We start from the raw sequence: 26,783 nt of genomic DNA on the forward strand, positions 1-26,783 counted from the left end.
TTGGAATCTGAATCTCAACCCGCCTCACACACGAAATTCCGGATACCTCCCTGTCGGCTCGCCGCGATCACCGACACGCCCCTGCAATTGCACCTTGGACGGGCGCGATATTGGTGACTCAATCGACTCAGCAGTCCAATTTCGCACGCAAGCGCTTTATCGAGCTACCACCACCGATCAAACTGCATAAACTGTTCTTTCATGTGTGCCAAGGTATCTTCGTCGATCGGTGATCGAAACGCAGCGGTGGTAACGGCCCCCGTTACATCCGCTTTTTTCAATTCCCACGAAATCACCGACTTTCCGGAAACCTCTCCAAGCCACAAAGTAAAGTGGCCTCCCATATCCACAAGTTTAGCTTCCCCTTTACCAATACTGTTTAGAACATCAACAAACGCGTCCCAGACAGCGCAGTCGAACCATACGTTTGCGTGATATTCCAGTCTGTGCCCAAACTGCTGCACGTCGATTATCACCTGCATTTTCATCGAAGGCACATGTTCGTCTGCCTCAACAACATCAAGGTACAGACGGAACGGTTTTTCGATCTTGATTTCCATGTTTCGATATTACTTAAAGCGTGGATTAGAGCTGGAAGCTGTCCAGGCTGCCGTGGCGGTGAAAATTTCAGGTCCCAGCCGCCAACTTTAATCAACTGATTCATCGCGGCCAACGCGTTCTGGCCCAGCAGGCCCGCCGCTGCGCCACCCAGCAACGAGGTTGCCGTCACGATCGCAGCAAACTGCACTTGATCGGAAACGCCCTGTCCACCCGTCACTGCGGTCGCGATGCCGTTCGCTGTCATCGCCGACACGGCCCGGCCAATTGCACCGTATCCAGCATCCGACGCAACCCGCGTTCGCACCGCCCGCAACCCTAAACGCGGCGCGGCTTCGCCAGCGGCCGCCGCCTAAATACAGTGCGTTATCCCAGTTTTTCGCCTAGACGCGCTTTGGCGACAGCATCGGAATATTTATGCACTACCTTGACGAGGATAAATCCTCTCCATCTCCCTTTCTCGTCAGAGAATCTTTGCCGGCCATCCTTTTCAAGGATTCGCCATGAATAGAAATACACTCCACCATGTTTGATGTCCATCAACGACATCGTTTGATTACCATCTCGTGCATTTTGGCGGTCGTATCATCGCCCCACGAACAGGTCTCTCCGCGCTTGAGTATTCGCGTCGACGGATATTCCCACCTCACTCAACTGCTTGGCCGAGGTAAGTCCATATTCGTATGACGTGGCGCATGCACATAAAACAAAACAAATCATAAATGGGAGCACTCTTCTCATTCTTCTCGCTTCCAAATTTTAAAAGTTCGATTGTCACCTGCGCGATCATTCGCGTACGTCGATCTTCCCGAACGGGGAAATTTCAATATTTTAAAAATCTTATCATTCCCGATCTCGCAAATGCTCTCGCTTGAGTACACGCCATTCTTTGATCAGATGATAGGTGACCCCACCGAATACGGTCACATAGAGCGGCATTCCGGCAAGAGCTGCTCGCCAGCCCGCACCATTCGTCAACGAAATCACTACCGCAACCGCAACGATGCCAACCGCCCCTGAATAAGCGATCACTGCTCGTTTCAGCAATTTTCGTCGTGCCTGCGCTTGGCTGTCGTAAGACATCGTCACTTTCCGCTCCCCCCTTGAGTCACGGCACTTTGTAGAGGTCCGGCCGCGCCACGGCGATAGCACCGCACTCGTGGCCCCGCCAATCGCCCCACCACCGCATCCAGGGCCGCTGACTGCGCTCGCGACACAGCCCAGCGTCATGTGTCCAACGGTGTTCGTCAGCGTCAGAGGATTCGCCTGGTCTCCAATGGCGAACGCCCCCGCTGCGGCCAAGTCGCTGACTAGCCCGCTCTTGAGGGCAGAACCAAAGCTGCCGCCTTCGATCGCCGTGTGCAAGCCCGCAGAAATGCCGTTCTTCAAACCGGCCGTGAACGCAGCAACGGCCGCCGCTTCAAAAGCACTGCTGAGCGCAATCTTGCCCGTACCGACAAACAGGCTGGCGGCACTCGAAGTGAATCCGGCAATCGCCGCCGACAAGACCACCAAATTTTTGTCGGGGACGGTTCCGATGTCGTCGACAACATTCGTGTCGTTAACTGACATTTCACTTCTCCATGCCTGTGGTGAGCATGGGCGTACGATTTGAACCCTGGGGCGCTGCGACCGGTACTATATGGAAGTTTGTGTAAAGTCACCAGCCCGTCATACGCGATGCGGTAACCACGAACACATCGTGCACATTGCTCTCTGCGCGAATGAAGTCCGCCGCAGCAAGATTGTTCTGGTTTGCTGCAGTGGAATCAACGGGCGGATCAGCTCCATCCCAAATGCAATCAAGTCTGGCTTCGAACCCAGGAAAATGCCAAATCCCGCCTTCCACGCGAGACACAACCAAACCTTGCTCGGCTGCACGTTCGCAAATCTCAATTGCCGCGCCGGCTGACAATTTCATCACAACACTTCCTTCCAGCGCGAAGAAATCGTCCGCTGATTCGTAACGCCGTTGAAGATCAAATTTCATCGTGCCTCATTTCCACTTGATTCGACTGTCGGGAATCCAACCGGGATCGTTCTTACCACTTACCTGCACGACTTCGCCGGTACGGTCGTTCACCACAACATATCCGCTCTTTCATCCATATACCGACGCAGAGTCGCTTCTTGGCAAACCGGCTGGCGTTTTCGCTTCGGATCTGTTGTCGGTCGTCGCCCCGACACGAACGCGGCTCACGATAAAACCCTGACTCTTGCGAAGCTGCAGACGCAATGCTGATCGTCCCTGCAACGCCAATCACCGCATCAATTGTAGTCATCAGCCCTTCGGCCACCACGCTACTTTCCCATGACTCAATCACTATTGCTGCGGCATGCGCACTGGCACTGGCATAGGAACGCAACACTTGCCCCGCCGCAGGTGATCGCGGCATCCGACCGCGGCACGCGCATGCTGACGGAATGGGAACGGCAGCGCATCGTCGAGATGTACCGCGAAGGCTATGCGTCGCGCGCGTTCAGCGACTGCTTCATCGACACGTCGACCGCATCGGCCGCCGCATGCGCAGCCGACATCGCCCGCCGCATTCAGTGATGGTGCTGCACGCGTGACGCGACCTGCTCGCGCGCACCCTTGCGACTCAGCATCAGCGTGACGATCGCCGATACCGCGAGCGTCGCCGCCACCACGTAGAGCCCCGCCGCATAGCCGCCCGTCGCCTGCTTCAGCCAGCCGATCGCGAACGGGCCGACGAAGCCGCCGAGATTGCCGATCGAGTTGATCATCGCGATCCCCGCGGCCGCACCGGCGCCCGACAGGAACGCGCTCGGCATCGCCCACAGCGGCGCCTTCGCGGCGCTGATCCCGACGTTGACGACGACCAGCGCGAGCACCGTCAGCAGTGCAGTGCTCGCTTCGCCGGCGAACACGAAGCCGATGCACGCGAGCACGCAGGGAATCACGACGTGCCAGGTGCGCTCGCCGGTGCGGTCCGAATGACGCGCCCACACGATCATCGCGACGACCGCCGCGACGCTCGGAATGCCGGTCAGCAGGCCTGTCTGCAGCGCGCTGAAGCCGAACTGCTTCACCATCAGCGGCGCCCACAAGCCGAGCGTATAGAGCCCCGCCGACGTGCCGAAGTAGATCAGCGCGAGCGCGAGCACGCGCGGGTCGCGCAGCGCCTGCCACGCGCCGGCCGTATGGCCGCTGCGCCCGTGCCGCGCATCGGCTTCGGACTTCAGCTTCGCGATCAGCCAGTCGCGTTCGTCCGACTGAAGCCACGCGGCCTTCGACGGCGTATCGGTCAGGCACTTCAGCACGACGAAGCCGAGCACGATCGCCGGCAATGCCTCGACGATGTACAGCATCTGCCAGTCCGCGAGGCCGAACATCGGCGGCATCTGCATGATGGCGCCGGATAGCGGCGAGCCGATCGCAGTCGAGATCGGCGCGGCCGCCATGAACCAAGCGGCGGCCACCGCGCGCTGCCGCGCCGGAAACCACAGGCTCAGGTACAGGATGATGCCGGGGAAAAAGCCGGCCTCCGCCACGCCGAGCAGGAAGCGCAGTACGTAGAAGCTCGTCGGTCCGACCGCGAACGCGGACACGGCCGACACGATGCCCCACGTGATCATCACGCGCGCGATCCAGATCCGCGCGCCGACCCGGTGAAGAATCAGGTTCGACGGCACCTCGAACAGGAAGTAGCCGATGAAGAACAGGCCGCCGCCGAGCCCGAACGCAGTGGGCGACAGGCCGATCGCCTTGTTCATCGTCATCGCGGCGAAGCCGACGTTGACGCGATCGAGAAAGCTGACGAAATACAGCAGCATCACGAACGGAATGATGCGCCACATCAGTTTCCGCGCGACGCGGGTTTCCGGATCCGCTTGCATGTGTCTCCTCCTTCGAGGTCGAGCCGTGCTCTGTGATAGGAATGCCGGCCGATCCGCGGTGCGGATCGGCGCCCCGCTCGCGTCGGTTGCGCGAGTCGTGGGCAGATCGAGTCGATTGGCGTGAAACGGGACGCCGGTAGGGGAGCCCGCAGGGACGCCCGCCGTCAGGCCGTCACGGCCGCGTGCACGACGTGCTCGCAGACAGCCGCCGTCACCTGCGCGGTCGTCGCATGGCCGCCGAGGTCGCGCGTATGCAGCGACGGATCGGCCGTCACGGCTTCGATCGCGCGCATCACGCGCGCGGCCGCTTCGGTCTCGCCGAGATGCTCGAGCAGCATCACGACCGACCAGAACGTGCCGACCGGATTCGCGAGCCCCTTGCCCATGATGTCGAACGCGGAGCCGTGGATCGGCTCGAACATCGACGGATAGCGGCGTTCGGGATCGATGTTGCCGGTCGGCGCGATGCCGAGGCTGCCGGCGAGCGCGGCCGCGAGATCGCTGAGGATGTCCGCATGCAGGTTCGTCGCGACGATCGTGTCGAGCGAGGCCGGACGATTGACCATCCGCGCCGTCGCCGCATCGACGAGTTCCTTGTCCCACGTCACGTCCGGAAACTCCTGCGCGACCTGCTTCGCGATCTCGTCCCACATCACCATCGCGTGACGCTGCGCGTTGCTCTTCGTGATGACCGTCAGCAGCTTGCGCGGACGCGATTGCGCAAGCCGGAACGCAAAGCGCATGATTCGCTCGACGCCGACACGCGTGAGGATCGACACGTCGGTCGCGGCCTCGATCGGATGGCCCTGATGCACGCGGCCGCCGACACCCGCGTACTCGCCTTCCGAGTTCTCGCGCACGATCACCCAGTTGAGGTCGTCCGGGCCGCAGCGTTTCAGCGGTGCATCGATGCCGGGCAGGATGCGCGTCGGCCGCACATTCGCGTACTGATCGAAGCCCTGGCAAATCTTCAGCCGCAGCCCCCACAGCGTCACGTGGTCGGGCACGTCCGGGTCGCCGGCCGAGCCGAACAGGATCGCGTCCTTGCCGCGCAGCGCGTCGAGCCCGTCGGCCGGCATCATCGCGCCGTGCCGGCGGTAGTAGTCCGCGCCCCAGTCGAAATCCTCGAACTCGAACGCAAAGCGGTCGCTGCCGCGGGCCAGCGCCTCGAGCACCTGCTTGCCGGCCGGCACGACTTCCTTCCCGATGCCGTCGCCGGGAATGGTCGCGATACGGTACGTCTTCATGCGAATACCTCGATTTGATCGTGAGCGTGCGGCCACTTTACCGAACCGGCAGTGCAGGAACCGGTGCTAGACTCAAAGCATCTTTAACTTCCGTTCACGAATCGCGTCATGACGGACACCGTGCAGCCGGCCGATCTCGCCTTCTTCTCGACGCTGGCCGCGTCGGGCAGCCTCAGTGCGGCCGCGCGCGAACTCGGACTGACGGCGGCGGCCGTCAGCAAGCGGCTCACGCAGATGGAGCGGCGCGCGGGCGTCACGCTCGTCAACCGGACGACGCGTCGCATGATGCTGACGCCCGAAGGCGACGTGTATCTCGACTACGCGCGCCGCATCCTCGATCAGATGGACGAGCTCGGCGAACTGCTCGGCAGCGCGAAGCAGCGGCCGAAGGGGTTGCTGCGCGTGAACGCGACGCTAGGCTTCGGGCGCAGCCATGTCGGTCCGGCGATCTCACGTTTCGTCGCGCGCTATCCGGAGGTGTCGGTGCAACTGCAACTATCGGTGATGCCGCCGCCGCTCACCGACGACGCGTTCGACGTCTGCATCCGCTTCGGCGAGCCGCCCGACACGCGTGTCGTCGCGCGACGGCTTGCGCCGAACAGCCGGCTGCTGTGCGCGGCGCCCGCGTATCTCGCGCGGCACGGCACACCGGGCACGCCGCATGAACTGACGCGGCACAACTGCATCGGCATCCGGCAAGGCGACGAAAACTACGGAATCTGGCGGCTGACGACGGGCCGCGGCGCGGCCCGTCATACCGAAGCCGTGCGAATCAACGGCAATCTGACAACGAACGACGGCGAAATCGCAGTGAAGTGGGCACTCGACGGGCACGGTATCCTGATGCGTGCCGAGTGGGACATCCGCGACTATCTGGCCGACGGGCGCCTCGTCGTCGTGCTGCAGGACTACGAAACGCCGAGCGCGGACATCTATGCGGTGTATGCCCAGCGCCACCAGATGTCGACGCGGATTCGCGCGTTCGTCGATTTTCTCGCGGCAGAGCTGGGCGGCTGACGACAGCATGGCCCGCGTGGTGCAAGGTTCGCTTGCGCGGGCGGGGCGCGGGCACACTTCGGCAGCGTCGCGTCGAACCGAATGCAATGCGCGGAATCGCACCGCTGCACCAGCCGCGCGACGCACCGTTCGATGCGGCCGTGATGATGGCACCCCCGTTCCGGTAACTGCTGACCGACGACGCGATCGACGCCATGCTGCGCGGCGCGTGCCGCGTGCTTGCGCTGGGCCGCCGCTTCCTGTGCGAAACAAGCAGCACGCGCCTCGAACCACGGCGCGCGGACGCCGCAGCAGTCGGCGCCATGCGCGGACGACATCGCACGACGCGTCACGGCCGCCACATAGCACGACACGCTGCCGCGCAACGCCCGCGCACCGCGCATGTCTGCGGCCACGTTGCCGGGCGATTGCACGACCCTCACGCGATCGCGGCCGACACCCCCTCAACCGGCATATCGATCCGCTCCGGCGCGCGCCATCTCGCCTCCCACCCGATCACGCCCGCCGCCCGCTCCCGCGCAGCGGCCTCGAACCGCTCCGCGATCCAGTCGACGAATGCGCGCACGCCGGGCGACACATGCGGACGCTTCACATACACGGCCGATACGGGCACCGCCGCCGGCCGCCACTGCGGCAACACCTCCCGCAGCAGCCCCGCATCGATCAACGGCTGCGCGACCGCACGCGGCGGCTGAATCAGCCCGAGTCCGTGTACGCCGCATGCCAGGTACGCGTGCTCGTCGTCGACGCCGACGATGACGTCGACCCTGATCTTGCGCACCGCGCCGTCGACCATGAAGTCGCATTCGGCTGCGCGTTGCCCGGATCCCGACGTGCTGCCGACCGCGCGATGCCTGTCGAGATCGCCGAGCGTGCGCGGCACGCCGCAACGATCGAGATACGCGGGACTGGCGCAGGTCACGCGTTCGAGCGCGCCGAGCGGACGCGCGACAAATGACGAATCGGGCAGCTCGCCGAGGCGGACGCTGCAGTCGACCGCATCGCCGACCATATCGGCCGCACGCACCGACACGCCGAGCATCAACACGAGATCGGGATGCCGTGCATGAAATGTGCCGAGCGCCGGCAGCACGATCGCACTGGCCACCGCGGCCGGTAGGCCGACGCGCAGCGGCCCGCTCGGATGCCGCGCGGCGCGACGGATGCTCGCCTCGAGTTCGTCGACGTCCGCCGTGATCCGCAGACAGCGCCGGTAGTACGCGTCGCCCTCCGGCGTCGTCCGCAGCGCGCGCGTCGTGCGCACGAGCAGCGGCATGCCGAGCGCCGCTTCCAACTCCTGCACGGTGCGCGTCGCGGTCGCGCGCGATATGCCGAGCGACAGCGCCGCGCGCGTAAAGCTGTTCATCTCGACGATGCGCGCAAAGATGCGCATCGCGCGAATCGGATTGTCCACCGGGATACCCTGCCTGGTTGCCGCATCGGCGACGTGCTCGCACGCGCCGCCGATGCGTGTCGAAGGAAACCGCGCGAGCACGTCACGACGTGTCCACGCGGCCGCGCAGCCGCTCAGCCGTTCATCGTACCGGCATCGCGCACGGGCTCGGCGAGCAGCCGCCGCGCCAGCGCGAGCGCATCGTCGCGGTTTGCGGCCGCCTGCAGCGGATAGCCCCAGACCTTCTCGAACGCACCGGAAAACGCGTCGAGCGCCGCGCGCCGCTGCGCGTCGGGCTCGATTGCGATCATCGCGGGAACCCACGCACGCGACTGCGCACGGTTGGCCTTCGTCCATTTCGCGAGCTGCTTGCGCAGTTCGTGATCCTCGGCGCCACCATCGCCGGTGGGCGCGTCGTCGGTCAGGAACACGAAGCGTTCGCGACGCGCGAGCAATGCGTCGAGTTCGGCAAACAGCGACGCGGGGTCGCCCGACGACAAAGACGTATATCGCAACCAGACAAACGGGAATTCAGTCGTGGTGATCTGCATGTTGGCCTCCAAATGAGAACGATTCTCATTTTATGGAGCGACACAGATCGCGTCATTTTTCGCGCCGGCCAAGCGCTTGCTCAATCCGGCCAAATTGCGCGCGGCGCGCGCCTGCTCAGCGCTGCCGGTCGGACAGATACTGAGTCGGCGGTTTGCCCGTTGCCTTGCGGAACATCGTTACGAAGCTGCTCGCGCTTTCGTAGCCGAGGTCGATCGCGACCTGGTGCACGCGACGGCCGGTCGTCAGCATCTGCAGCGACAGCGCGACATGCAGCCGCCGGCGCCAGTCGCCGAGGCTCATCCCGAGTTCCTTCGCGGCGAGCCGCGTGAGGCTGCGCTCGCTGATGCCGGCCCGCCGCGCGAGTTCGGCGAGCGGCGACTTGTCGGCCGGCTCGTCGAGCAGATGATCGACCAGTTTGCGCAGCCGGCGATCGGCGGGCATCGGCAGGTACAGATCCTCGTCGGGCGCCGCGACCAGTTCGTCGAGCAGCGTCGCCATCAGGCGGCCTTGCGGACCGTCGACGTCGTACAGATTGGGAAAGCTCGCTGCCTTCAGCAGCAGTTCGCGCAGCAGCGGCGAGACGCCGAGCGTGCAGCAGCGCGTCGGCAGCGCGAGCGCGGCGTCCGGCTCGACCAGCACCGCGTAAAACGTCGCGCCGGCCGAGCCGCGCGCGGCATGCGGGACGTCGCCCGGAATCCACACCGTGCATTGCGGCGGCGCACTCCATACGCCGCCGTCGATCTCGCAATAGATGACGCCGCTTAGCGTATAGAGCAGCTGCGCGTGCCGATGACTGTGCCGCTCGAGCCGCCATTCGGGCTCGACGACCGAGCCGCCGAACAGCACGAGCGGGCGTGGCGTCGCGGAATGGGTGAGGCTCACCGCCGGATCGGCGCCGGCGCCATGTGAAAGCTTGTGCATGGAACGGTCAGCGATGGAGAAAGCCCGGCGCCGCAGTGCGCCGGCTCTCCGTGCTTATACCAGAAAGGCGGCAACGCAGCCCCGCCGCGCCCTCGTCAGCAAGTGCGCATCAAAGCGCATACAATGCGGCAGACTACCGCCGCTGCACCACCCTCCCGGAGCCGCCATGTTCGACCTGACCACGCTGACCACCTTCACCGCCGTCGTCCTCGGTCTGTTCCTGATTCCCGGTCCCGCAGTGCTGCTCGTGCTGAGCCGAACCGTGCAGGGCGGCCGCCGCACCGGCATCATGACCGGCCTCGGCGTCGCGAGCGGCGACTTCGTGCATACGTTGTTCGCGGCGGTCGGGCTGTCCGCGCTGCTGATGACCTCCGCGCTGGCGTTCAACGTCGTCAAATGGGTCGGCGCCGCGTATCTGATCTATCTCGGCGTGCGCGCGCTGCTCGACAAGCCGTCCGATCCGTCGCTGCCACAGGTGTCGCCCGTCACGCCGCTGAAGGCGTATCTGCAGGCGATTCCCGCCGAAGTACTGAACCCGAAGACGGCGCTGTTCTTTCTCGCGTTCATGCCGCAGTTCGTGCATCCGGAACGCGGCTCGACGTTCGTACAGTTCGCGGTGCTCGGGCTGATCTTCGTCGTGCTCAGTTCGCTCTACACGACGCTGATCGCGTGCTCGATCCGTCCGCTCGGCCGCATCGTGAAGCGGCTCACGTGGCTCACGCGCTGGCAGGGCAAGATCATCGGCTCGATCTTCATCGCGCTCGGTCTGCGCGTCGCGGTGCAGCAGCGGTGACGCGCCGCACGGGCGTCGCGCCCGCCGATGAAACGCTGTACACGGATGCGCGTCTCGTCGCGGTCTACGACCTGTTCAACGCGGGCGATCACGATTTCATGTTCTACGCGGCGCGCATCGGCGCCGCACCGCAGCGTATCCTCGACGTCGGCTGCGGGACCGGCACGTTTGCCCGCCGGCTCGCGGCGGCCGGGCACGACGTGGTCGCGATCGATCCGGCGCCCGCGATGATCGACTACGCGCGACGCCAGCCGGGCGCCGGCGCGGTGCGCTGGATCGCGTGCGACCTGCGCGACCTGCCGCCCGGCGCGCCGTTCGATGCGGCCGTGATGACGGGGCACGCGTTTCAGTGCCTGCTGAGCGACGACGCGATCGACTCGACGCTGCACGGCGTGCGCCGCGTCCTCACATCTGGCGGGCGCTTCCTGTTCGAAACGCGCAACCCGCGCCTCGAACCCTGGCGCGCGTGGACACCGCAACAGTCGGCGCGCCGCGTCGATTCGCCGGCGTTCGGCGCGGTCGAGCTGCAGCACGTGTCGCATGCGGTCGAAGGGCCGATCGTCTCGTTCGATACGCACTACCGTTTCCTGCGCGATGACACGCGCGTCACGCATGCGAGCCGATTGCGGTTCATCGCGCAGCGCGAACTGCAGGCGCGCGTGGCGGCTGCCGGCTTCTCGACGGTCGAGTGGTACGGCGATTGGCAAGGCGCGCCGTTCGACGACGCGACGAGTGTGGAGATCATCGCGATTTGTCGCGTGTGAACGGCCGCGCGATGCGCGCCGGGCCGGCACGCTGTGATCGCGTCACTCCCCCACAATCGAAATCGAAAACCCGTCCCACCCCTTCTGCCCGACCGTCTGCACGGCCGTCGTCGTCAGCTTCGGCTCGGCGACGATGCGCGCGAACCCTTCGCGCACGCCGACGACATCCGGATCGCGATTGTCCGGATCCGCCACGCGCCCGCGCCGCACGACGTTGTCCACGACGATCACCGTGCCCGGCCGCGACAACTTCAGCGCCGCATCGAGATAAGCGCGGTTGTTGTCCTTGTCCGCGTCGATGAAGATGAAATCGAACGGCGCCTCGCCCTCGGCAATGAGCCGCGCGAGACTGTCCTTCGCGCTGCCGACGACGACCGACACGACATCCGCGAAGCCCGCGCGCGCGATGTTCTGCGTCGCGATCGCCGCGTGCGCCGGATTGAGCTCGAGCGTCACGAGCCGGCCGCCGGGCGGCAACGCGCGCGCCAGCCAGATCGTGCTATAGCCGCCGAGCGTGCCGACCTCGAGAATGCGCCGCGCGCCGCGGATCGTCGCGAGCAGTTGCAGCAGCTTGCCCTGATTCGGCGCGACGTTGATCGCCGGCAGCCCGGCCGCCTCGCTCGCCGCCAGCGCGGCATCGAGCACGTCGTCGGACGGCACGAGCGTCGCCGAGAAATACGCGTCCACACGGTTCCACTGATCCTGATCCATCGCACACCTTTCGTCTGCGGAAAAATGCATTCTATGCGCGCTGCGCCGATAAGCAACGCACCATTCGTTCTAAGCTTCGCGCGCGCTGCGCTCCTATAATCGCCCGATCATCACAACAACAGACGGAGCACGCATGACCGATCAGGCCTCTTCGAAGTGGCGGCTCGAAACGCTCGCCGTCCATGGCGGCTACCGCCCCGATCCGACGACGCGCGCCGTCGCGGTACCGATCTACCAGACGGTCGCGTATGCGTTCGACGACACGCAGCACGGCGCCGACCTGTTCGACCTGAAAGTCCAGGGCAACATCTATACGCGCATCATGAACCCGACGACCGACGTGCTCGAACAGCGGCTCGCCGCGCTCGAGGGCGGCGTCGGCGCGCTCGCGCTGGCGTCGGGTCAGGCAGCCGTCACGTATGCGATCCAGACGATCGCGGAAGCGGGCGACAACATCGTCGCGGCCAGTTCGCTCTACGGCGGCACCTACAACCTGTTCGCGCATACGCTGCCGCAATACGGCATTACGACGCGCTTCGCCGATCCGCGCGACCCCGCATCGTTCGCACCGCTGATCGACGCGCACACGAAGGCGATCTTCGCGGAATCGGTCGGCAACCCGCTCGGCAACATCACCGACATCGCGGCGCTCGCCGACATCGCGCATCGCCACGGCATTCCGCTCATCGTCGACAACACGGTGCCGTCGCCGTACCTGCTGCGCCCGTTCGAGCACGGCGCGGACATCGTCGTGCATTCGCTGACGAAGTATCTCGGCGGTCACGGCACGAGCCTCGGCGGCGCGATCGTCGATTCGGGCAGGTTGCCGTGGGCCGACCATGCGGACCGCTTCAAGCGCCTCAACGAACCGGACGTCAGCTATCACGGCGTCGTCTATACGGAAGCGTTCGGGCCGGCCGCCTATATCGGCCGCGCGCGCGTCGTGCCGCTGCGCAACATGGGCGCCGCGATCTCGCCGTTCAACGCGTTCCAGATTCTGCAAGGGATCGAGACGCTCGCGCTGCGCATCGAGCGCATCAGCGACAACGCGCTGAAGATCGCGCAGCATCTCGCGCGTCACGAACGCGTCGAGTGGGTCAACTATGCGGGGCTGCCCGACCATCCCGATCACGCGCTCGTCGCGCGCTATCTGTCGGGACGTGCGCCGGGCCTGCTGACGTTCGGCGTGAAAGGCGGCCGCGCAGGCGGTGCGAAGTTCCAGGATGCGCTGAAGCTGTTCACGCGACTCGTCAACATCGGCGACACGAAATCGCTTGCGACGCATCCGGCGTCGACCACGCATCGGCAGCTGTCGCCGGCCGAACTCGCGAAGGCCGGCGTGAAGGAAGAAACGGTGCGGCTGTCGATCGGCATCGAGCATATCGACGATCTGATCGCCGATCTCGATCAGGCGCTCGCGCAGGTCTGATCGGGCCGCCGGGCACGAGACGCGCCGCGGCCGGCATGCGTCACGCGCGGCCGCGTTTGCTGCGCCGGCGCTGCTCGAGCCAGTCGAGCAGTTGCCGGCCGTCGCGGCCGCCGAACCATCGCGCGTGACCGAGCAGATAGCCGTCGTACGCGACGTCGACGATGTCCGGCGCGTTCACGATGCAGCCGAAATACGCGACTTCCGACAGCGCGAATTCCGTATGCACGATCGGCAGCAGCGCGACGAGCGCCGCATAGGCGTCGTCGCCGAGCGGGTCGAGCGACTCGTAGCCGTCGAGCAGCGCATCGATCTGCTCGTACTCGACGCGCCGTGCATCGGCCGGCGCGAGCCAGTCGATCATGTTGCGCTCGATCGCGAGCGCGACGTCCATCACCGCGCACGTGCGGTCCGACAACCCGAAATCGAGCACGGTGCACACCTGCGCGCCGGGCGCCGCATCGGTCCACAGCAGATTCGACGCATGCCAGTCGCCGTGCGTCCATAACGGCGCCAGCGCGGGCAACAGCGGCACGACGCGCGCGTGATACGGCCCGATCGTCGCGGCGACGTCCGCGCGCCAGTTGCGCGTGCCGAGCGCGCGCACGAGCAGCGGCTGCGCCTCGACCCAGCGTTCGAGCGCGCCGGCCAGATCGGCGCTCGACAGCACGCGAAAACTCGACAGCAGCGTGCGAATCGGTCGCGCCGGCGCATCGTAGCCGGCCGACGCGCGATGCAGTTGCGCGAGTGCGCGGCCGGCCGCATACGCATGCGAGGGATGCGCGAACGGCTTCCACGACATCACGCCGCGATACGCATCGACCCCGGGCGCGACGACGTGCACTTCGTACGTCCAGTCGCCGAACGCAAATGCGGTCGCGCCGTCGCGGCCGGCGAGCACGTCGGGCACCGGGCAGCCGTGTGCGCGCAGATGCGCGATGAAGCGGTGCTCTTCGGCGAGCCCTTCGACGTCGCGCAGGCTTGCATGGTGACGCTTGACGAACAGCGCGCGCTCGTCGTCCGTGCGCACCAGCACCGCCGCCGAGAACGGCCGCGGACTGTGCCAGGTCAGGCGCGCGGGCACGCCCGCGCCATCGATCCGCGCGAGCACGGCCGCGACTTCGTCGTGCGTGATCAGCGGCCAGTCGCGCTCGGCCTGTTCGCCGTCGACGCCGAACTGCGGCGGTGCGACGTCGCGTGCGGCGGGACCGTCCGGCTCGAGAGGAAATGACATGAACGACGTCGCTCCGTAATTGAATCGCGTGGAATCAGTGCGCCGCGCGCGCGTCGGCGCGCAGCGCATCGGCGGTGCGGCTCCAGTCGCGCCAGCCGATGACGGCGAGCGCGATGAACAGCGCATAGAGCCCGGCCGTCAGATACAGCGCCTTGAACACGAACATCCCGACGTACACGACGTTCACGACGATCCACAGCCCCCACGACGCGATATAGCGCCGCGCGGTCCAGTATTGCGCGACGAGGCTGAACGCAGTGAGCGACGCATCGACGAACGGCAGCGCCGCGTCGGTCCAGCGCGCCATCATGCCGCCGAGCAGCGCGCTGCCGATCACGGCCGCGATCAGGTCGGGCAGCATTTGCCGCGGCCGCACGCCGGTGACGGGCGCGACGTCGCCGGCCGGCGCTGCGTGGCCGCTCGCCTCGAGCGTACGCTGCGCGAGCCAGCGGCGCCAGCCGTATACCTGCAGCACCGCGAACGCGCCTTGCAGCAGCATGTCGGAATACAGCTTCGCGTCGAAGAAGATCCAGCCGTACAGCGCGACCGACGCGAGCCCGACCGGCCAGCACAGCATCCGCCGCTTCGCGGTCAGCCAGATCGCGAGCGCGCTGACGATCACGCCGGCGATTTCGAGGGAGGACATCGTATGGGCTCCTGGGTAGCCGCTGCGCGGCGATCAGAAATCATAGGTCAACGACACGCGCGCGGTGCGCGGCGCGCCGGGGAACAGATACGCGTCGCCCTGCTGCTCGCCGGCGTCGCGCCAGTAGAACTTGTTGAACAGATTGTCCACCGACACGCGCAGCACCGTGCGATGGCCGGCGATCTTCGTCGTATAGCGCGCGCCGAGATTGAACACGAACCACGACGGCACGCGCGCGGTGCCTTCTTCGTTCGCGTTGCGGCTCGCGCTGTACTCGACGCCGCCGAGCACGTCGAGCCCGGCGACGCCGGGCACCGCGTAGTCGGCATACAGCGACGCGCGCAGCGCCGGCACGTTGATGATCTGATGCCCCTCGTACGCGGCGCTGCCCGAATCGTACGCGCGGGCGCGAATCGCCGCGACGCTCGCGGTCAGCGACAGGCGCTCGGTGAGCCGCCCGGCCGCGCCGAGCTCGATCCCCTGATGCCGCTGCGTGCCGCGCTGCACGAACGTGTAGCTGCTGCCCGACGCATCGGGATCGGCGAACTGGAACGGCTTGCTGATCGTGAACAGCGCGGCCGTCAGGCTCAGCCGGTCGAGCCAGTCGTACTTCGCGCCGACTTCGACCTGATGCGATTCGACGGGCGGCAGGAACGCATACGCGTTGGTCGCGCGCACGGGCGCCTGATCGCCGAGCGACAGCGCCTTGCTGTACGACGCATAGAGCGACAACGCACTGACCGGCTTGTAGACGAGCGCGACTTGCGGCAGGAACACCGAACGATCGGTGCGCGTGGCCGGGCCGTCGATGCTGTCCCAGCTGCGTTGACGCAACAGCACTTCCTTGCCGCCCGCGAGCACCTGCCAGTGTTCGCCGATGCTGATGCGGTCGAGCCCGAACAGTGCGTACTGCCATGCGTCGAGCTGCGGATACGACGGGCCCGGCGCTTCGGGCGATGGCGGGAACGTCATGTCCGGCCCATAGATGTTTTCGCTGCCCACGTTTTCGTACACGGCCTCGGCCATGTGCACGACGCGACGCTGCACGCTTACGCCAAGCGTCAGCTCGTGCCGCAGCGGCCCGGTCGCGAACTTGCCCGTCGTCACCGCGCGCACGTCGTCGTTGCGGCGATATTCGCCGGGGCTGCGGAAGTCGTACACGTCGTAGTCGCCGTTCGCGCCGAAGAAGAACGGCGACGTCGTGCCGGCCGCGCAGCTCGCCGCGTAGTAGCAGCCGTATGCGAACGCGCTGTTGTCGTCGATCATCGTGCGGCTGCGGCCGGCGGCGATATACGCTTTCCAGTCGTCGTTGAACTGATAGTCGAAGCGCGCGTTCAGGTTCAGCGCATCGGTCGTGACGGGCTTCGCCCACGGCTGCGTGCCGAGCGCCTTCGACGTCGTATGAACCGACGGTACGACGGTGCCGCCGAGCAGCTGATAGCCGGGTGCGGAACGCTGGATCCACTGCTGGAATTCGGCGTTCAGCTGCAGGCTCGCACGCGGGCTGATGTCCCAGTCGGCGGCGATCGAACCGAACGTGCGGCGTCCGTTCGTGCCGTCGATATACGAGTGCATGTTTTCCTTCGCGGCGTTCACGCGGAAGCCGAACTGGTTGTCGGGCCCGAAGCGCCGGCCGACGTCCACGGCCGCCGATGTCGAGCCGCGGCTGTCGACGCCCGCGGTCACGCTCGCGACGTTCGCGGAGCGCTTCGTCACGAAGTTGATCACGCCGCCCGGCGCGACGACGCCGCTGTCGATGCCGGCCAGCCCTTTCAGGATCTCGACGCGTTCCTTGTTCTCGAGCGGCACGTTCTGCTCGCCGGACACCGTCAGCCCGTCGATCCGGATCGCGCTCGCCAGGTCGACCGGAAAGCCGCGGATCGCAAAGCCTTCGTAGTAGCCGACCGGCGCGTAGTCGTTGACGACCGACGCGTCGTTGCGCACGACGTCGCTCAAGCGCTTCGCCTGCTGATCGTCGAGCTGCGCGCGCGTGACGACGTTGACCGACGCGGGCGTGTCGAGCAGCGGCGCGTCGTCGAAACCGGCGACCGACGCTTCGCGCGCGCGATAGGGTTGGCCGCGTGCGCCGCTGACCGTGATCGCCGGCAGCGTCGCATCGGGCGCCGCCGTGGCGGCCGCTGCGGGCGGCGCTTCGGCGCTCGATGCGGGCGCGTCGCCCGGTGCCGCGACGGCCTGCGCCGCGAAAAGCGTGATGCCGACGCCGGCGCAGAGGCCCGCATTCGCGCGGCGCCGTGGCGTACGCCGCGCGGTTGTTTTGCTTACCGTCATGGTCATGGATGGCGCACTCGCCATTCGATCCTGTCGAAACACGTTACGAAGCTGCACGGCGCGCCCCGCCGAGCTGCGCATCCGTGCGCCGTTCGCGGGACGAGCCGGACGATGCGCACGCGTACGCGCCGCTCGGTCGGGAAAACGCGGGATCGGACATCGGATGCGCGCGACGCGCAACGCCGGCGCCGCCGTCGATCCGTTCGTCGGACGGGCGGCGGCCGGCGCAATCGCGCGGTCGGGCATGCGGGGGACGCTTCGATGCCGCGATGGGCGAGCGATGCGGGCAGAAGCGCCGTTTGCGCAACGGCGGCATGAGCATCGCGCGCGGCATCGCGGCGTGGCGCGCATTTTACCGCGCGCGCGGCGCGCGGCCGGGAAATAGGCGGCGGCGGGTGGAGAACGGACGGCTGACGATCGAGCACGAGCGCCAGCGGGCGCGGCTGGCGCGGCGGGCGGCGTGATCGCGCGCCGCGCTCAGAACCCCTGCGTTGTCACGGTCGGATCGACGACCAGGTGCACGACGCCGTAAATCGCCGCGCCGACGAGCAGCGCGAGCACGATCGCGACGAACGGCAGCAGCGTGAAGTTTACGTTCGCGAGATCGGACGCGTGCGCCTTGCTGTTGCGTACGCCGAAGAAACTCCACAGAACGAGGCGGATCATGCTGAACAGCTTCATGGGGGTGCTCCTTTCGTCTATCGGTTGACGCTATCGTCGGTCCGACAGGCCTGCGGAAAAAGAAGCAGTTGCGCGCGATTTTTGCGCAGCACGCGCGCTGCGGCCGCATGCCGCAGCGTACAAAGCGCATTACTTGAACTGCGGCGCGCGCTCGACCGGCGACCAGCGAAACGGCAGCACGGCCGCAGTCCGCCGCACGTCCGTCACATGAAAACGCACGACGCGTTGCGCGCCGTCGAACGACGCGACGAGCGGCCCGTCCCAGACGATCTCGGCACGCGCGGCCACGTACAGCAGATCGCCGCGCTCGAAGTCGACGAACAGCAGCCCGGCACGCGGGTCGTGCTGCAGGTTGCCGAGCGTATTGAACAGCCGGTTGCCGCTGAAATCGGGCGTCGCCAGCGTCCGCGCATCTTCGACGCGCACGAAGCCCGGCATGCCGCCGCGATGCGACACGTCCGCGCCGCGCGCGACGCCCGCCTCGGCCGACGCGTTCGCACTCGCAACGAAGAACGTATCGGTTTGCGCGAGCAGCGCGCGATCGTCGTCGCCGAGACGGTCGGACCGCTGCGTCGCGGGCCGCGCGTGCGCGTCGTGCGGCGCGGCGGTCGGCGTGCGCGCCTGGATGTACTTCGCGCAGTTGCCGAAACTCTGCTCGACCGCGATCGTCAGCGCGTCGCCGTCCACCGCCTGCACGACGCCGTTCACGCGATTGCGCCGCCGCGTCGCGAACTCGATGCCGAGTCCGCCGAGCAGCGCGCCGGCGCGCCACGTACCGGCCAGCGGATCGTCCGGCAGCGTGCCGCCCGCGATCGTCAGCGTGCGCGCGTCGGGCGACGACACGAAGCCCGGCTCGCCGACGCGCAGCGTCGCCCACGGCTGGCCGTCCGCATCGACGCCGCCGACCACGAAGAACGGCAGCTGCGCAAAGAACGTGCGGTGCTGATCGGGCATGAAGCGGCGGATACCGCGCAGCCCGATCGCATCGGCGGCGTCGGTGACGCCCGCGCGATGCTGCACCGCGCGCTCGCCCGCATGAAACGGCGAGCCCGGCAGTTCCCAGCCCGGTATCGCGGCAGCGGTCGGCGCGTTCACGTCGTGCTCCCGGACGCGGCGTCAGCCAGCAGGCCCGCGCGCGTCGACTCCATCGCGATAAAGCGCGGCAGCGCCTCGATCCGCGCGAGCCACGCGCGCACGTGCGGATACGGATCGAGCGACACGCCGCCTTCCGGCGCATGCGCGATGTACGTGTACGCGGCGATGTCGGCGATCGTCGGCTGCGCGCCGATCGCGAACGGCTTGTCGGCAAGCTCGCCGTCGATCGCGGTCAACAGTTTCGCGGCCGTGCGCTTCGCGGCGTCGTGGTCGAGCGCCGCACCGAACACGGTGACGAGGCGCGCGGCGGCCGGCCCCGTCGCAATCGGGCCGGCCGCGAACGACAGCCAGCGCTGCACGGCCGCCGCGCCGAGCGGATCGTCGGGCAGCCAGTGCGCGTCGCCGTAGCGCTTCGCGAGATAGACGAGGATCGCGTTCGAATCGGCGAGCACGGTGCCGTTGTCGTCGATCACCGGCACCTGGCCGAGCGGATTCAGCGCGAGGAACGCCGGTGTGCGCTGCGCGCCGGCCGCGAGATCGACGTCGACGGTCTCGAACGGCAGACCGAGCAGCGACAGGAACAGCCGGACGCGATGCGCGTGCCCCGACAGCGGAAACGAATAGACGCGGATCGGCGATACGGGCTGGGCAGCAGCAGGCATGTAAGAACTCCGGATTCACGCGTCGCCGGACGCGGCGACGAACGGCCTCAGCGTACCGCTCGCCGCCGTTCGCCAGAAGGCGGATAATCGCGGAAACATTATCCGCTTCCATAGGACAATCGACGATGGCCGATCTGCGCGACGTGAACCTGAACCGGCTGGCGGTGTTCGTTGCGGTCGTCGAAGCGGGGTCGCTGACGGCCGCGGCCGAACGGCTCGGCCTCGCGAAGACGGTGGTCAGCACGCACATGCAGCGTCTCGAATCGGAAGTCGGCGCGAACCTGCTCGTGCGCACGACGCGGCGGCTCAGCGTGACCGACGCGGGCCGCGCGTTCTACGAGGCGTGCCGCGACATCGTGCAGGCCGCCGAAACCGCACTCGACGCCGTGTCGTCGGACGCCGGGCCGCTGCGCGGCACGCTGCGCGTGAGCGTGCCGGTCGATTACGGCGCGCAGGTCGTCGCGCCGGCGGCCGTCGCGCTGCGCGATGCGCATCCGTCGCTCGATGTCGAGCTGATCGCGAACGACCGCGTCGTCGATCTCGTCGCGGAGAACCTCGACGTCGCCGTCCGCATCGGCCGGCTCGCCGATTCGAACTATCGCGCGGTGCAGCTCGGCACGTACGAGAAGTGGCTGGTGGCAAGCCCCGCGTTCGTCGCGCGCTACGGGCTGCCGCGCGATCCGGCCGCGCTCGCGACGCTGCCGTTCGTGATGCTGTCGACGCTTGCGCGCCCGCATACGCTCGAACTCGAAAGCGCACGCGGCGGCAAGGCCTCGGTGCGCTGTAACGCGTCGGTCGTGTCGAACACCGCCACGGCCTGCCGCGCGATCGCACTCGCGGGCGGCGGCTTCGGGCTGCTGACGGATTTCTCGATCGCCGACGACGTCGCGGCCGGCACGCTCGTGCGGCTGCTGCCCGCATGGCGCGCCGCGCCGGCCGGGATTCACGCGGTGTATCCGTCGACGCGGCTGCCGTCGCCGAAGGTGCGTGCATTCATCGACGCGATGAAGGCGACGATCGGCGCCACGCCGCGCACGCCGTCCGCACGCCCCGCGACGCGCAGGCGCAGCGCGCGCTGAAGCGCTGCGCGCGGCGCGCCGGTCTCGTTCAGATCGGCGACTTGTCCGCGCCGCCCGCTTCCCGCAACGTGCCCAGCAGCACCTTCCTGCAACTCGCGACCATCTGCGCTTCGGGATCGCGATAGCCGGTCAGCAGCCAGGCCGCGCCGACGTTCGTCATCGCGCCGACGAGCGCGAGCCCGATCAGCCGCTGCTCGATGCGTTCGGCGACGGTCTGCGGCTCGCGCGCCGAGCCGATCGCCATGATCAGCTTGCCGAAGTCGATCAGCATCCGCTGGTACGTTGCATCGGTATCCGCGCTGACGCCCATCACTTCGAGCAGCAGCACGCGCGCCGCGCACGGATCGCGCAGGAAGCCGAAGAACGCGGCGAGCCCCGCATCGATGCGCTCGTGCAGCGCGCCGCCGTGCTCGGCCACCGCATGCGCGACCGCGTCGTGCAACTGCTGCGCGTGATGCAGGTACGTGCAGCGCAGCAGATCTTCGGTACTGTCGAACGCCGCATAGAAATAGCGGTCGTTCAGCTTCGCCTCCTGGCAGATCGCGCGCACGGTCGCCTTGCGAAAGCCGACCGTGCCGAACACGCGCGTGGCCGCGCGGATCAGCGCGTCGCGCCGCTCCGCCGCGCGTACCTCGGGCGCCACGCCGCCATACGCGCGGCCCCGCTTTTCCGTTTCGAGTGCTTTCTCCATTTCGCTATTTGACATCAGGACACCCGAAAACTAAAGTGGTGACGACCAACACCACAATAGACACGCCGCCGGCACGACGGTAGCGGAACGGGAGGACGACGGATGAAGGGGTTTTCCGGCAAGGTCGCCGCAATCACGGGCGCCGGTTCGGGGATGGGCCGCAGCCTGGCGGTCGAGCTCGCGCGGCGCGGCTGCGAGGTGGCGCTCGCCGACGTCAACGACGTCGTGCTCGCCGGCACGGCGGCCGCGTGCGCGAAGCACGGCGTGCGGACGAGCACGCGGCGCGTCGACGTCGCCGACCGCGACGCCGTGTTCGCGTGGGCCGATTTCGTCCGCGCCGAACACGGCAAGGTGAACCTGATCTTCAACAACGCGGGCGTGTCGCTGGCCGCGAGCGCCGAGACGGCGAGCCTCGCCGATCTCGAATGGATCGTCGGCATCAACTTCTGGGGCGTCGTGCACGGCACGCAGGCGTTCCTCCCGCATCTGCGCGCGTCCGGCGACGGGCACGTGGTCAACACGTCGAGCCTGTTCGGGCTCATCGCGATGCCGACGCAAAGCGCGTATAACGCGACGAAGTTCGCCGTGCGCGGCTTCACCGAAGCGCTGCGGATGGAGCTCGAACTCGACGGCGCGCCCGTCAGCGCGACCTGCGTACATCCGGGCGGCGTCGCGACGAACATCGTCGATGCGAGCCGCGTCGACACCAGCATTCGCGCGCTCACCGGCCAGGACGAAGCGACCCATCGCCGTCAGGCGAATCGCCTGATCAATGCGACGACCGCCGACGACGCCGCCCGCCAGATCCTCGCCGGCGTCGAGCGCAACGCGCGCCGCGTGCTGGTCGGCGCCGATGCGCGCCGCCTCGACACGCTCGCGCGCCTGCTCGGCGCCGGCTATCAGCGGCTCGTGCTGCGCCACGTGCGCCGCGCCCGCGCGCGCAATCTCGCACGCACGGCCACGCCGGCCGCGCACGCCTCCACCGCGATCAAGGACACCGCATGACCTCGACGACGACCGACCGGCGCGCCGCGCCGCCCGCCTGCGGCGACAGCCGCGACCTCGACGTGCTGATCGTCGGTGCCGGCCTGTCCGGTATCGGCGCGGCCTATCACCTGAACAAGCGCTGCCCGCATGCGAGCGTCGCGATCGTCGAGGCGCGCGACGCGATCGGCGGCACGTGGGACCTGTTCCGCTATCCGGGCGTGCGCTCGGATTCGGACATGTTCACGCTCGGCTACAGCTTCCGCCCGTGGCACAGCGACAAGGCGATTTCCGACGGCCAGACGATCCTCGACTACATCCGCGACACCGCGCGCACGTACGGGATCGACAAGCTGATCCGCTACGGGCAGAAGGTCGTCGCGGCCGACTGGGATTCGAACCGGGCACGCTGGACGGTGCGCGTCGAGCGCACGCGCGACGGCGCGACCGACACGCTCGTCTACACGTGCCGCTTCCTCTATATGTGCAGCGGCTACTACGACTACGATGCGGGCTACCTGCCCGACTGGCCCGCGATGGATACGTACGAGGGCCGCATCGTGCATCCGCAGCACTGGCCGAAGGATCTGTCGTACGCGAACCGGCGCGTCGTCGTGATCGGCAGCGGCGCGACGGCCGTCACGCTCGTGCCGTCGATGGCGGCCGACGCGCAGCACGTGACGATGCTGCAGCGCTCGCCGACCTACATCGTGTCGCTGCCGGCGCGCGACAAGATCGCGAATGCGCTGCGCCGCGTGCTGCCGTCGCGGCTCGCGCACCGGCTCGTGCGCGTGAAGAACGTGCTGCTGACGATGTATCTCTACAACGTGTCGCGCCGCAAGCCCGAGCGCACGAAGCAGTTCATCATCCGCGCGGCGAGCCGGCAGCTCGGCCCCGACTTCGACGTCGCGAAGCATCTGACGCCGCGCTACAACCCGTGGGACCAGCGCCTCTGCCTCGTGCCGAACGGCGATCTGTTCAAGGCGATCCGCGCGGGCCGCGCGTCGATCGTCACCGACGAGATCGAGCGCTTCACGCCGACCGGGCTGAAACTGAAAAGCGGCGCGCAGCTCGACGCCGACGTGATCGTCACCGCGACAGGCCTGAAGGTGAAGATGCTCGGCGGCGCGCGCGTGACGGTCGACGGCCGCGCGGTCGACCTGCCGCAGACCGTGTCCTATAAAGGGATGATGTACAGCGACGTGCCGAACCTCGCGTCGTCGTTCGGCTATACGAACGCGTCGTGGACGCTGAAGGCCGAACTGATCGCGCGCTACGTGTGCCGGCTGCTGAACCACATGCGCGCGCACGGGTACGATACCTGCGTGCCGCGCCTCGCGCCCGGCGATCTCGGCGACGTGCCGGCCGTGAACCTGAGCTCCGGCTATATCCAGCGTGCGGCCGGCATCCTGCCGAAGCAGGGCCACCGCAAGCCGTGGAAGTTTCACCAGAACTACGTGCTCGATCTCGCATCGCTGAAGTTCAGCGGCCTCGCCGACTCGGCGATGCATTTCGAACGCCGCGCGACAGCCGGCCCGGCGGCGACGCCGGCGACCGAACCCGTACTCGAAACCCGCTGAGGCCGCCATGAGCCCGACGCTCCATCTGATCCTGAACATCCTGCTCGGCATCGTCGCGGTGCTCGCCGCGCTCGCGCTGTTTTCCGGCTACGTCGCGCGCCGCGTGACGCGCGCGTTTCCGCCCGAAGGGCGCGTCGTCGAGGTCGGCGGCGACCGCATCCACTATGTCGAATACGGCAGCGGCACGCCGATCGTGTTCGTGCACGGGCTCGCCGGCCAGCTGCGCAACTTCGCCTATCTGCCGCTCGCGCGGCTCGCGCAGCATCACCGCGTGATCCTCGTCGACCGGCCGGGCGCCGGCCGCTCGACCCGCGGCGCCGGATCGCAGGCGAACGTGTTCGCGCAGGCGCGCACGATCGCCGCGTTCATCGACGCGCTGCGGCTCGACCGGCCCGTGCTCGTCGGCCATTCGCTCGGCGGCGCGATCGCGCTCGCGGTCGGGCTGAATCATCCGGAGCGCGTGAGCCGGCTCGCGCTGATCGCGCCGCTGTCGCATCCGCAGTCCGAGCCGCCCGCGCCGTTCCGGCCGCTCGTGCTGCCGTCGCCGCTCGTGCGCCGCTTCGTGTCGTGGACCTTCGCGATCCCGATGACGATCCTGACCGGCCGCCAGGCCGTGCGCCTCGTGTTCGCGCCCGAGGACGTGCCGCGCGACTTCGCGGTCAAGGGCGGCGGCCTGCTCGGGCTGCGGCCGGCCAGCTTCTATGCGACGGCGACCGACCTGCTGTGCGCGCCCGACGATCTGCCCGCGATGGAAAGCCGCTACGCGGAACTGGAGGTGCCGGTCGACGTGCTGTATGGGCGCGAGGACCGGATCCTCGACTGGCGCGCCCACGGCGACGCGCTCGCGAAGAAATCGGCGCGCGTGCGGCTGAAGGTCGTCGAGGGCGGGCACATGCTGCCGGTGACGATGCCGGAGGCGACCGCGGACTGGCTGCTCGAGGTGGCCGCCGCGCCGGAGGCGGCGGCGGCGCGCGCGGCGCACTGAGCGGTGTACTGCCCGGTGTACTGAGCGGCGCGGACAGAGGGCGCGGCGCGCGGCCTTGTCGGTTTGCGTCGGCCTGCGTCGGCCTGCATCGGACCGCGTCCGATTGCCTCGATCCTCGGTTCGCGATGGTGACTCGCGGCCGACGCGCGCCGCGGCGTTACGCGACGGGCGGCCGTCGAAGCCGTGGTCGAATCAGCTGGCGTCGTCCGGCAATTCGAGACCGAGTTCGGCGATCACCTCGCGCGCGCTGCGGAACGCCTCGACCGCGGCCGGCGCGCCCGCATACAGCGCGCTGTGCAGCAGCACCTCGCGGATTTCGACGAGCGTCGCGCCGTTGTTCAGCGCGCCGCGCACGTGCCCCTTCAGTTCGGTGCTGCGGCCGAGCGCCGCCAGCATCGCGCACGTGCAGAGGCTGCGCGTCTTCAGGTCGATCCCGCCGCGCTGCCACGTGCTGCCCCATGCGTGCTCGTTCAGCCAGTCCTGCAGCGGCCGCGAAAAGCCGTCGAGATCGCGCATCGCGCGCTCGACGAACGGCTCGCCCATCACCTCGGTCCGACGCGCCTTGCCGCGCTCCCTGTCCTGTTCGCTCATGTCCGTATCCTGTCTCGGGTCGCGGCCGCTTCGATCGGGGCCCGCAGCCGGATGGGCCCGCGTCATGTTCGCGGCGCGCGCGCGTTTCGTCAAAGACGTGGCGCTCGGTGACGGCCGTTACGTCGCGCGATGCTACGTAACATCGCGCGCCGCGTTACGGCAGCTTACGGGAACATCACGGCGACGCGCGGAGCAGTCGGGCGGCGGCCGTTCGGGAAATCGGCGCTACGGCGTTTAAATCGCATCGAAACTCCCGGTTTCCGCAACGAAACGACCGGTCTGATCGCCGAAGTTGGCATGGCGCGAAATTTGCAGATAAGGGCTTCGGACAACTTCCAATGTCGAGGCCAACATGCACCATTACTTCAACAAGACGACGGTCGCGCTGGCTGTGTCGTCGCTTCTCGCGCTGTACGGCTGCGGCTCCGTCGACGGGCCGACCACGCCGCCGACCGTCAAGCCGAGCACGTCGGGAACGTCGGGCGGCGGCGGGACGTCGGGGACTTCGGGTGGCGGTAGCTCGGGGACGTCGGGGGGCGGTAGTTCAGGGACGTCGGGGGCGACGTCGGGGACTTCCGGGACTTCGGGTACGTCTGGTACCTCCGGTACGTCCGGCACTTCGGGTACGTCCGGCACTTCGGGTACTTCGGGTACGTCTGGCACCTCGGGCACTTCCGGTACTTCGGGCACGTCGGGCACGTCGGGCACCTCGGGCACCTCGGGCACCTCGGGCACTTCCGGCACTTCCGGCACTTCCGGCACTTCCGGCACGTCCGGCACGTCCGGCACTTCGGGTACGTCCGGTACCTCGGGTACGTCTGGCACCTCCGGCACGTCCGGCACGTCCGGCACCTCCGGTACGTCCGGTACCTCGGGTACGTCCGGCACCTCGGGTACGTCCGGTACTTCGGGCACGTCCGGCACCTCCGGTACGTCTGGCACGTCCGGCACCTCCGGTACGTCTGGCACCTCGGGTACGTCCGGTACTTCGGGTACGTCTGGCACCTCCGGTACGTCTGGCAC

28 protein-coding genes and 2 pseudogenes are annotated in these 26,783 nt (G+C 67.5%); 11 read left to right on the forward strand and 19 right to left on the reverse strand.

What is annotated here, in order from left to right; genetic code table 11:
- Positions 1-164: 164 nt before the first annotated feature.
- The 5 genes from ACSHSS_RS18090 to ACSHSS_RS18110 form a co-directional block, all read right to left on the reverse strand.
- On the reverse strand, positions 165-560 hold the full coding sequence (locus ACSHSS_RS18090) for a hypothetical protein (protein ID WP_445545316.1): 396 nt from the start codon (positions 558-560) through the stop codon (positions 165-167).
- Positions 485-805, reverse strand: coding sequence for a hypothetical protein (locus tag ACSHSS_RS18095; RefSeq protein WP_254211932.1), 321 nt, complete (start codon positions 803-805; stop codon positions 485-487). The genes ACSHSS_RS18090 and ACSHSS_RS18095 overlap by 76 nt, the downstream gene beginning before the upstream one ends.
- A 596-nt stretch (positions 806-1,401) precedes the next feature.
- Entirely contained in the window at positions 1,402-2,130 is a 729-nt protein-coding gene (locus ACSHSS_RS18100; RefSeq protein ID WP_445545317.1) for a DUF637 domain-containing protein, read from the reverse strand.
- A gap of 88 nt (positions 2,131-2,218) precedes the next feature.
- Positions 2,219-2,548, reverse strand: coding sequence for a colicin immunity protein (locus ACSHSS_RS18105; protein ID WP_445545318.1), 330 nt, complete (start codon positions 2,546-2,548; stop codon positions 2,219-2,221).
- 6 nt (positions 2,549-2,554) lie between these two features.
- Positions 2,555-2,644 carry a colicin E5-related ribonuclease gene (locus tag ACSHSS_RS18110; protein WP_012217546.1) on the reverse strand — a complete coding sequence of 30 codons (90 nt, stop codon included), beginning with the start codon at positions 2,642-2,644 and terminating at the stop codon, positions 2,555-2,557.
- A 279-nt stretch (positions 2,645-2,923) separates the two neighbouring features.
- Here ACSHSS_RS18110 and ACSHSS_RS18115 point away from each other — a divergent pair.
- Positions 2,924-3,115: pseudogene (locus tag ACSHSS_RS18115) on the forward strand (shikimate kinase); the annotation flags it as partial.
- Here ACSHSS_RS18115 and ACSHSS_RS18120 read toward each other — a convergent pair.
- A complete protein-coding gene (locus ACSHSS_RS18120) occupies positions 3,109-4,419 on the reverse strand; it encodes an MFS transporter (protein WP_445545319.1) in 1,311 nt (436 codons plus the stop codon). The pseudogene ACSHSS_RS18115 and the gene ACSHSS_RS18120 sit on opposite strands and share 7 nt — an antisense overlap.
- 164 nt (positions 4,420-4,583) lie before the next feature.
- Positions 4,584-5,666, reverse strand: coding sequence for a tartrate dehydrogenase (locus ACSHSS_RS18125; RefSeq protein ID WP_217100388.1), 1,083 nt, complete (start codon positions 5,664-5,666; stop codon positions 4,584-4,586).
- Between the two features lie 108 nt (positions 5,667-5,774).
- Here ACSHSS_RS18125 and ACSHSS_RS18130 point away from each other — a divergent pair, with 108 nt between their 5' ends.
- Positions 5,775-6,683: a LysR substrate-binding domain-containing protein gene (locus ACSHSS_RS18130; protein WP_445545320.1), complete on the forward strand. Its 909-nt coding sequence runs from the start codon at positions 5,775-5,777 to the stop codon at positions 6,681-6,683.
- 418 nt (positions 6,684-7,101) lie between these two features.
- Here ACSHSS_RS18130 and ACSHSS_RS18135 read toward each other — a convergent pair whose 3' ends face one another.
- The 3 genes from ACSHSS_RS18135 to ACSHSS_RS18145 form a co-directional block, all read right to left on the reverse strand.
- Complete coding sequence (locus ACSHSS_RS18135) at positions 7,102-8,097, reverse strand: LysR family transcriptional regulator (RefSeq protein WP_445545321.1); 996 nt, start codon at positions 8,095-8,097, stop codon at positions 7,102-7,104.
- A gap of 113 nt (positions 8,098-8,210) precedes the next feature.
- A complete protein-coding gene (locus tag ACSHSS_RS18140; protein WP_445545322.1) occupies positions 8,211-8,627 on the reverse strand; it encodes an ATP--cob(I)alamin adenosyltransferase in 417 nt (138 codons plus the stop codon).
- 115 nt (positions 8,628-8,742) lie between these two features.
- Positions 8,743-9,549 (reverse strand): helix-turn-helix domain-containing protein, encoded by an 807-nt coding sequence (locus ACSHSS_RS18145; protein ID WP_445545323.1) that lies wholly within the window; start codon positions 9,547-9,549, stop codon positions 8,743-8,745.
- Between the two features lie 166 nt (positions 9,550-9,715).
- On the opposite strand from ACSHSS_RS18145, the gene ACSHSS_RS18150 reads away from it, so the two are divergent.
- Positions 9,716-10,342, forward strand: coding sequence for a LysE family translocator (locus ACSHSS_RS18150; protein ID WP_217111260.1), 627 nt, complete (start codon positions 9,716-9,718; stop codon positions 10,340-10,342).
- Complete coding sequence (locus ACSHSS_RS18155; protein WP_445545324.1) at positions 10,339-11,106, forward strand: class I SAM-dependent methyltransferase; 768 nt, start codon at positions 10,339-10,341, stop codon at positions 11,104-11,106. The genes ACSHSS_RS18150 and ACSHSS_RS18155 overlap by 4 nt, the downstream gene beginning before the upstream one ends.
- Positions 11,107-11,148: 42 nt before the next feature.
- Here the strand turns inward: ACSHSS_RS18155 and ACSHSS_RS18160 are convergent, their stop codons facing one another.
- Positions 11,149-11,817, reverse strand: coding sequence for an O-methyltransferase (locus tag ACSHSS_RS18160; RefSeq protein WP_035953989.1), 669 nt, complete (start codon positions 11,815-11,817; stop codon positions 11,149-11,151).
- Positions 11,818-11,950: 133 nt separating this feature from the next.
- Here ACSHSS_RS18160 and ACSHSS_RS18165 point away from each other — a divergent pair, with 133 nt between their 5' ends.
- On the forward strand, positions 11,951-13,246 hold the full coding sequence (locus tag ACSHSS_RS18165) for an O-acetylhomoserine aminocarboxypropyltransferase/cysteine synthase family protein (protein WP_445545325.1): 1,296 nt from the start codon (positions 11,951-11,953) through the stop codon (positions 13,244-13,246).
- A gap of 40 nt (positions 13,247-13,286) precedes the next feature.
- On the opposite strand, the gene ACSHSS_RS18170 is transcribed toward ACSHSS_RS18165, so the two are convergent.
- Genes ACSHSS_RS18170 through ACSHSS_RS18180 form a run of 3 tightly spaced genes read right to left on the reverse strand, consistent with a single transcriptional unit; the run spans position 13,287 to position 17,412 of the window.
- A complete protein-coding gene (locus ACSHSS_RS18170; protein WP_445545326.1) occupies positions 13,287-14,477 on the reverse strand; it encodes a phosphotransferase enzyme family protein in 1,191 nt (396 codons plus the stop codon).
- 34 nt (positions 14,478-14,511) lie between these two features.
- Positions 14,512-15,123, reverse strand: a complete 612-nt coding sequence (gene pnuC, locus ACSHSS_RS18175; RefSeq protein ID WP_006397913.1) for a nicotinamide riboside transporter PnuC — start codon at positions 15,121-15,123, stop codon at positions 14,512-14,514.
- Between the two features lie 33 nt (positions 15,124-15,156).
- On the reverse strand, positions 15,157-17,412 hold the full coding sequence (locus tag ACSHSS_RS18180) for a TonB-dependent siderophore receptor (protein ID WP_445545339.1): 2,256 nt from the start codon (positions 17,410-17,412) through the stop codon (positions 15,157-15,159).
- A gap of 83 nt (positions 17,413-17,495) precedes the next feature.
- On the opposite strand from ACSHSS_RS18180, the gene ACSHSS_RS18185 reads away from it, so the two are divergent.
- Positions 17,496-17,876, forward strand: a complete 381-nt coding sequence (locus ACSHSS_RS18185) for a hypothetical protein (protein ID WP_258181380.1) — start codon at positions 17,496-17,498, stop codon at positions 17,874-17,876.
- 13 nt (positions 17,877-17,889) lie between these two features.
- Here ACSHSS_RS18185 and ACSHSS_RS18190 read toward each other — a convergent pair whose 3' ends face one another.
- The 3 genes from ACSHSS_RS18190 to ACSHSS_RS18200 form a co-directional block, all read right to left on the reverse strand.
- A complete protein-coding gene (locus ACSHSS_RS18190; RefSeq protein WP_006404301.1) occupies positions 17,890-18,093 on the reverse strand; it encodes a DUF2970 domain-containing protein in 204 nt (67 codons plus the stop codon).
- 129 nt (positions 18,094-18,222) lie between these two features.
- Positions 18,223-19,188, reverse strand: a complete 966-nt coding sequence (locus tag ACSHSS_RS18195; protein ID WP_105814334.1) for a pyridoxamine 5'-phosphate oxidase family protein — start codon at positions 19,186-19,188, stop codon at positions 18,223-18,225.
- The gene (locus tag ACSHSS_RS18200) at positions 19,185-19,850 is read right to left on the reverse strand and encodes a glutathione S-transferase family protein (protein ID WP_105814335.1); all 666 of its coding nucleotides are present in this window, start codon (positions 19,848-19,850) and stop codon (positions 19,185-19,187) included. The genes ACSHSS_RS18195 and ACSHSS_RS18200 overlap by 4 nt, the downstream gene beginning before the upstream one ends.
- Positions 19,851-19,975: 125 nt before the next feature.
- Here ACSHSS_RS18200 and ACSHSS_RS18205 point away from each other — a divergent pair, with 125 nt between their 5' ends.
- Positions 19,976-20,929: a LysR family transcriptional regulator gene (locus tag ACSHSS_RS18205; RefSeq protein WP_445545327.1), complete on the forward strand. Its 954-nt coding sequence runs from the start codon at positions 19,976-19,978 to the stop codon at positions 20,927-20,929.
- Between the two features lie 28 nt (positions 20,930-20,957).
- Here the strand turns inward: ACSHSS_RS18205 and ACSHSS_RS18210 are convergent, their stop codons facing one another.
- Positions 20,958-21,635 (reverse strand): TetR/AcrR family transcriptional regulator, encoded by a 678-nt coding sequence (locus ACSHSS_RS18210; RefSeq protein WP_445545328.1) that lies wholly within the window; start codon positions 21,633-21,635, stop codon positions 20,958-20,960.
- An 87-nt stretch (positions 21,636-21,722) separates the two neighbouring features.
- Between ACSHSS_RS18210 and ACSHSS_RS18215 the strand changes: the two genes are divergently transcribed.
- Genes ACSHSS_RS18215 through ACSHSS_RS18225 form a run of 3 tightly spaced genes read left to right on the forward strand, consistent with a single transcriptional unit; the run spans position 21,723 to position 25,169 of the window.
- Positions 21,723-22,625 carry an SDR family NAD(P)-dependent oxidoreductase gene (locus tag ACSHSS_RS18215; RefSeq protein ID WP_445545329.1) on the forward strand — a complete coding sequence of 301 codons (903 nt, stop codon included), beginning with the start codon at positions 21,723-21,725 and terminating at the stop codon, positions 22,623-22,625.
- Positions 22,622-24,184 carry a flavin-containing monooxygenase gene (locus ACSHSS_RS18220; protein WP_006412332.1) on the forward strand — a complete coding sequence of 521 codons (1,563 nt, stop codon included), beginning with the start codon at positions 22,622-22,624 and terminating at the stop codon, positions 24,182-24,184. Before ACSHSS_RS18215 ends, ACSHSS_RS18220 begins: the two co-directional genes overlap by 4 nt.
- 7 nt (positions 24,185-24,191) lie before the next feature.
- Positions 24,192-25,169, forward strand: a complete 978-nt coding sequence (locus ACSHSS_RS18225) for an alpha/beta fold hydrolase (RefSeq protein WP_445545330.1) — start codon at positions 24,192-24,194, stop codon at positions 25,167-25,169.
- Positions 25,170-25,361: 192 nt separating this feature from the next.
- On the opposite strand, the gene ACSHSS_RS18230 is transcribed toward ACSHSS_RS18225, so the two are convergent.
- On the reverse strand, positions 25,362-25,760 hold the full coding sequence (locus ACSHSS_RS18230; protein ID WP_006397902.1) for a carboxymuconolactone decarboxylase family protein: 399 nt from the start codon (positions 25,758-25,760) through the stop codon (positions 25,362-25,364).
- Positions 25,761-26,112: 352 nt separating this feature from the next.
- Between ACSHSS_RS18230 and ACSHSS_RS18235 the strand changes: the two are divergent.
- Positions 26,113-26,783 (forward strand): annotated as a pseudogene (locus tag ACSHSS_RS18235) (collagen-like triple helix repeat-containing protein); the annotation flags it as partial.

This window comes from Burkholderia sp. BC1 (assembly GCF_052683555.1).

Excerpts from the sequence above, each read along its gene's own strand:
- ACSHSS_RS18090 (WP_445545316.1), bottom strand. The coding sequence starts at position 560 with ATGGAAATCAAGATCGAAAAACCGTTCCGTCTGTACCTTGATGTTGTT.
- ACSHSS_RS18095 (WP_254211932.1), bottom strand. The coding sequence starts at position 805 with ATGACAGCGAACGGCATCGCGACCGCAGTGACGGGTGGACAGGGCGTT.
- ACSHSS_RS18100 (WP_445545317.1), bottom strand. The coding sequence starts at position 2,130 with ATGTCAGTTAACGACACGAATGTTGTCGACGACATCGGAACCGTCCCC.
- ACSHSS_RS18105 (WP_445545318.1), bottom strand. The coding sequence starts at position 2,548 with ATGAAATTTGATCTTCAACGGCGTTACGAATCAGCGGACGATTTCTTC.
- ACSHSS_RS18120 (WP_445545319.1), bottom strand. The coding sequence starts at position 4,419 with ATGCAAGCGGATCCGGAAACCCGCGTCGCGCGGAAACTGATGTGGCGC.
- ACSHSS_RS18125 (WP_217100388.1), bottom strand. The coding sequence starts at position 5,666 with ATGAAGACGTACCGTATCGCGACCATTCCCGGCGACGGCATCGGGAAG.
- ACSHSS_RS18130 (WP_445545320.1), top strand. The coding sequence starts at position 5,775 with ATGACGGACACCGTGCAGCCGGCCGATCTCGCCTTCTTCTCGACGCTG.
- ACSHSS_RS18140 (WP_445545322.1), bottom strand. The coding sequence starts at position 8,627 with ATGCAGATCACCACGACTGAATTCCCGTTTGTCTGGTTGCGATATACG.
- ACSHSS_RS18145 (WP_445545323.1), bottom strand. The coding sequence starts at position 9,549 with ATGCACAAGCTTTCACATGGCGCCGGCGCCGATCCGGCGGTGAGCCTC.
- ACSHSS_RS18150 (WP_217111260.1), top strand. The coding sequence starts at position 9,716 with ATGTTCGACCTGACCACGCTGACCACCTTCACCGCCGTCGTCCTCGGT.
- ACSHSS_RS18160 (WP_035953989.1), bottom strand. The coding sequence starts at position 11,817 with ATGGATCAGGATCAGTGGAACCGTGTGGACGCGTATTTCTCGGCGACG.
- ACSHSS_RS18165 (WP_445545325.1), top strand. The coding sequence starts at position 11,951 with ATGACCGATCAGGCCTCTTCGAAGTGGCGGCTCGAAACGCTCGCCGTC.
- ACSHSS_RS18170 (WP_445545326.1), bottom strand. The coding sequence starts at position 14,477 with ATGTCATTTCCTCTCGAGCCGGACGGTCCCGCCGCACGCGACGTCGCA.
- pnuC (WP_006397913.1), bottom strand. The coding sequence starts at position 15,123 with ATGTCCTCCCTCGAAATCGCCGGCGTGATCGTCAGCGCGCTCGCGATC.
- ACSHSS_RS18180 (WP_445545339.1), bottom strand. The coding sequence starts at position 17,412 with ATGACGGTAAGCAAAACAACCGCGCGGCGTACGCCACGGCGCCGCGCG.
- ACSHSS_RS18190 (WP_006404301.1), bottom strand. The coding sequence starts at position 18,093 with ATGAAGCTGTTCAGCATGATCCGCCTCGTTCTGTGGAGTTTCTTCGGC.
- ACSHSS_RS18200 (WP_105814335.1), bottom strand. The coding sequence starts at position 19,850 with ATGCCTGCTGCTGCCCAGCCCGTATCGCCGATCCGCGTCTATTCGTTT.
- ACSHSS_RS18205 (WP_445545327.1), top strand. The coding sequence starts at position 19,976 with ATGGCCGATCTGCGCGACGTGAACCTGAACCGGCTGGCGGTGTTCGTT.
- ACSHSS_RS18210 (WP_445545328.1), bottom strand. The coding sequence starts at position 21,635 with ATGTCAAATAGCGAAATGGAGAAAGCACTCGAAACGGAAAAGCGGGGC.
- ACSHSS_RS18215 (WP_445545329.1), top strand. The coding sequence starts at position 21,723 with ATGAAGGGGTTTTCCGGCAAGGTCGCCGCAATCACGGGCGCCGGTTCG.
- ACSHSS_RS18220 (WP_006412332.1), top strand. The coding sequence starts at position 22,622 with ATGACCTCGACGACGACCGACCGGCGCGCCGCGCCGCCCGCCTGCGGC.
- ACSHSS_RS18225 (WP_445545330.1), top strand. The coding sequence starts at position 24,192 with ATGAGCCCGACGCTCCATCTGATCCTGAACATCCTGCTCGGCATCGTC.
- ACSHSS_RS18230 (WP_006397902.1), bottom strand. The coding sequence starts at position 25,760 with ATGAGCGAACAGGACAGGGAGCGCGGCAAGGCGCGTCGGACCGAGGTG.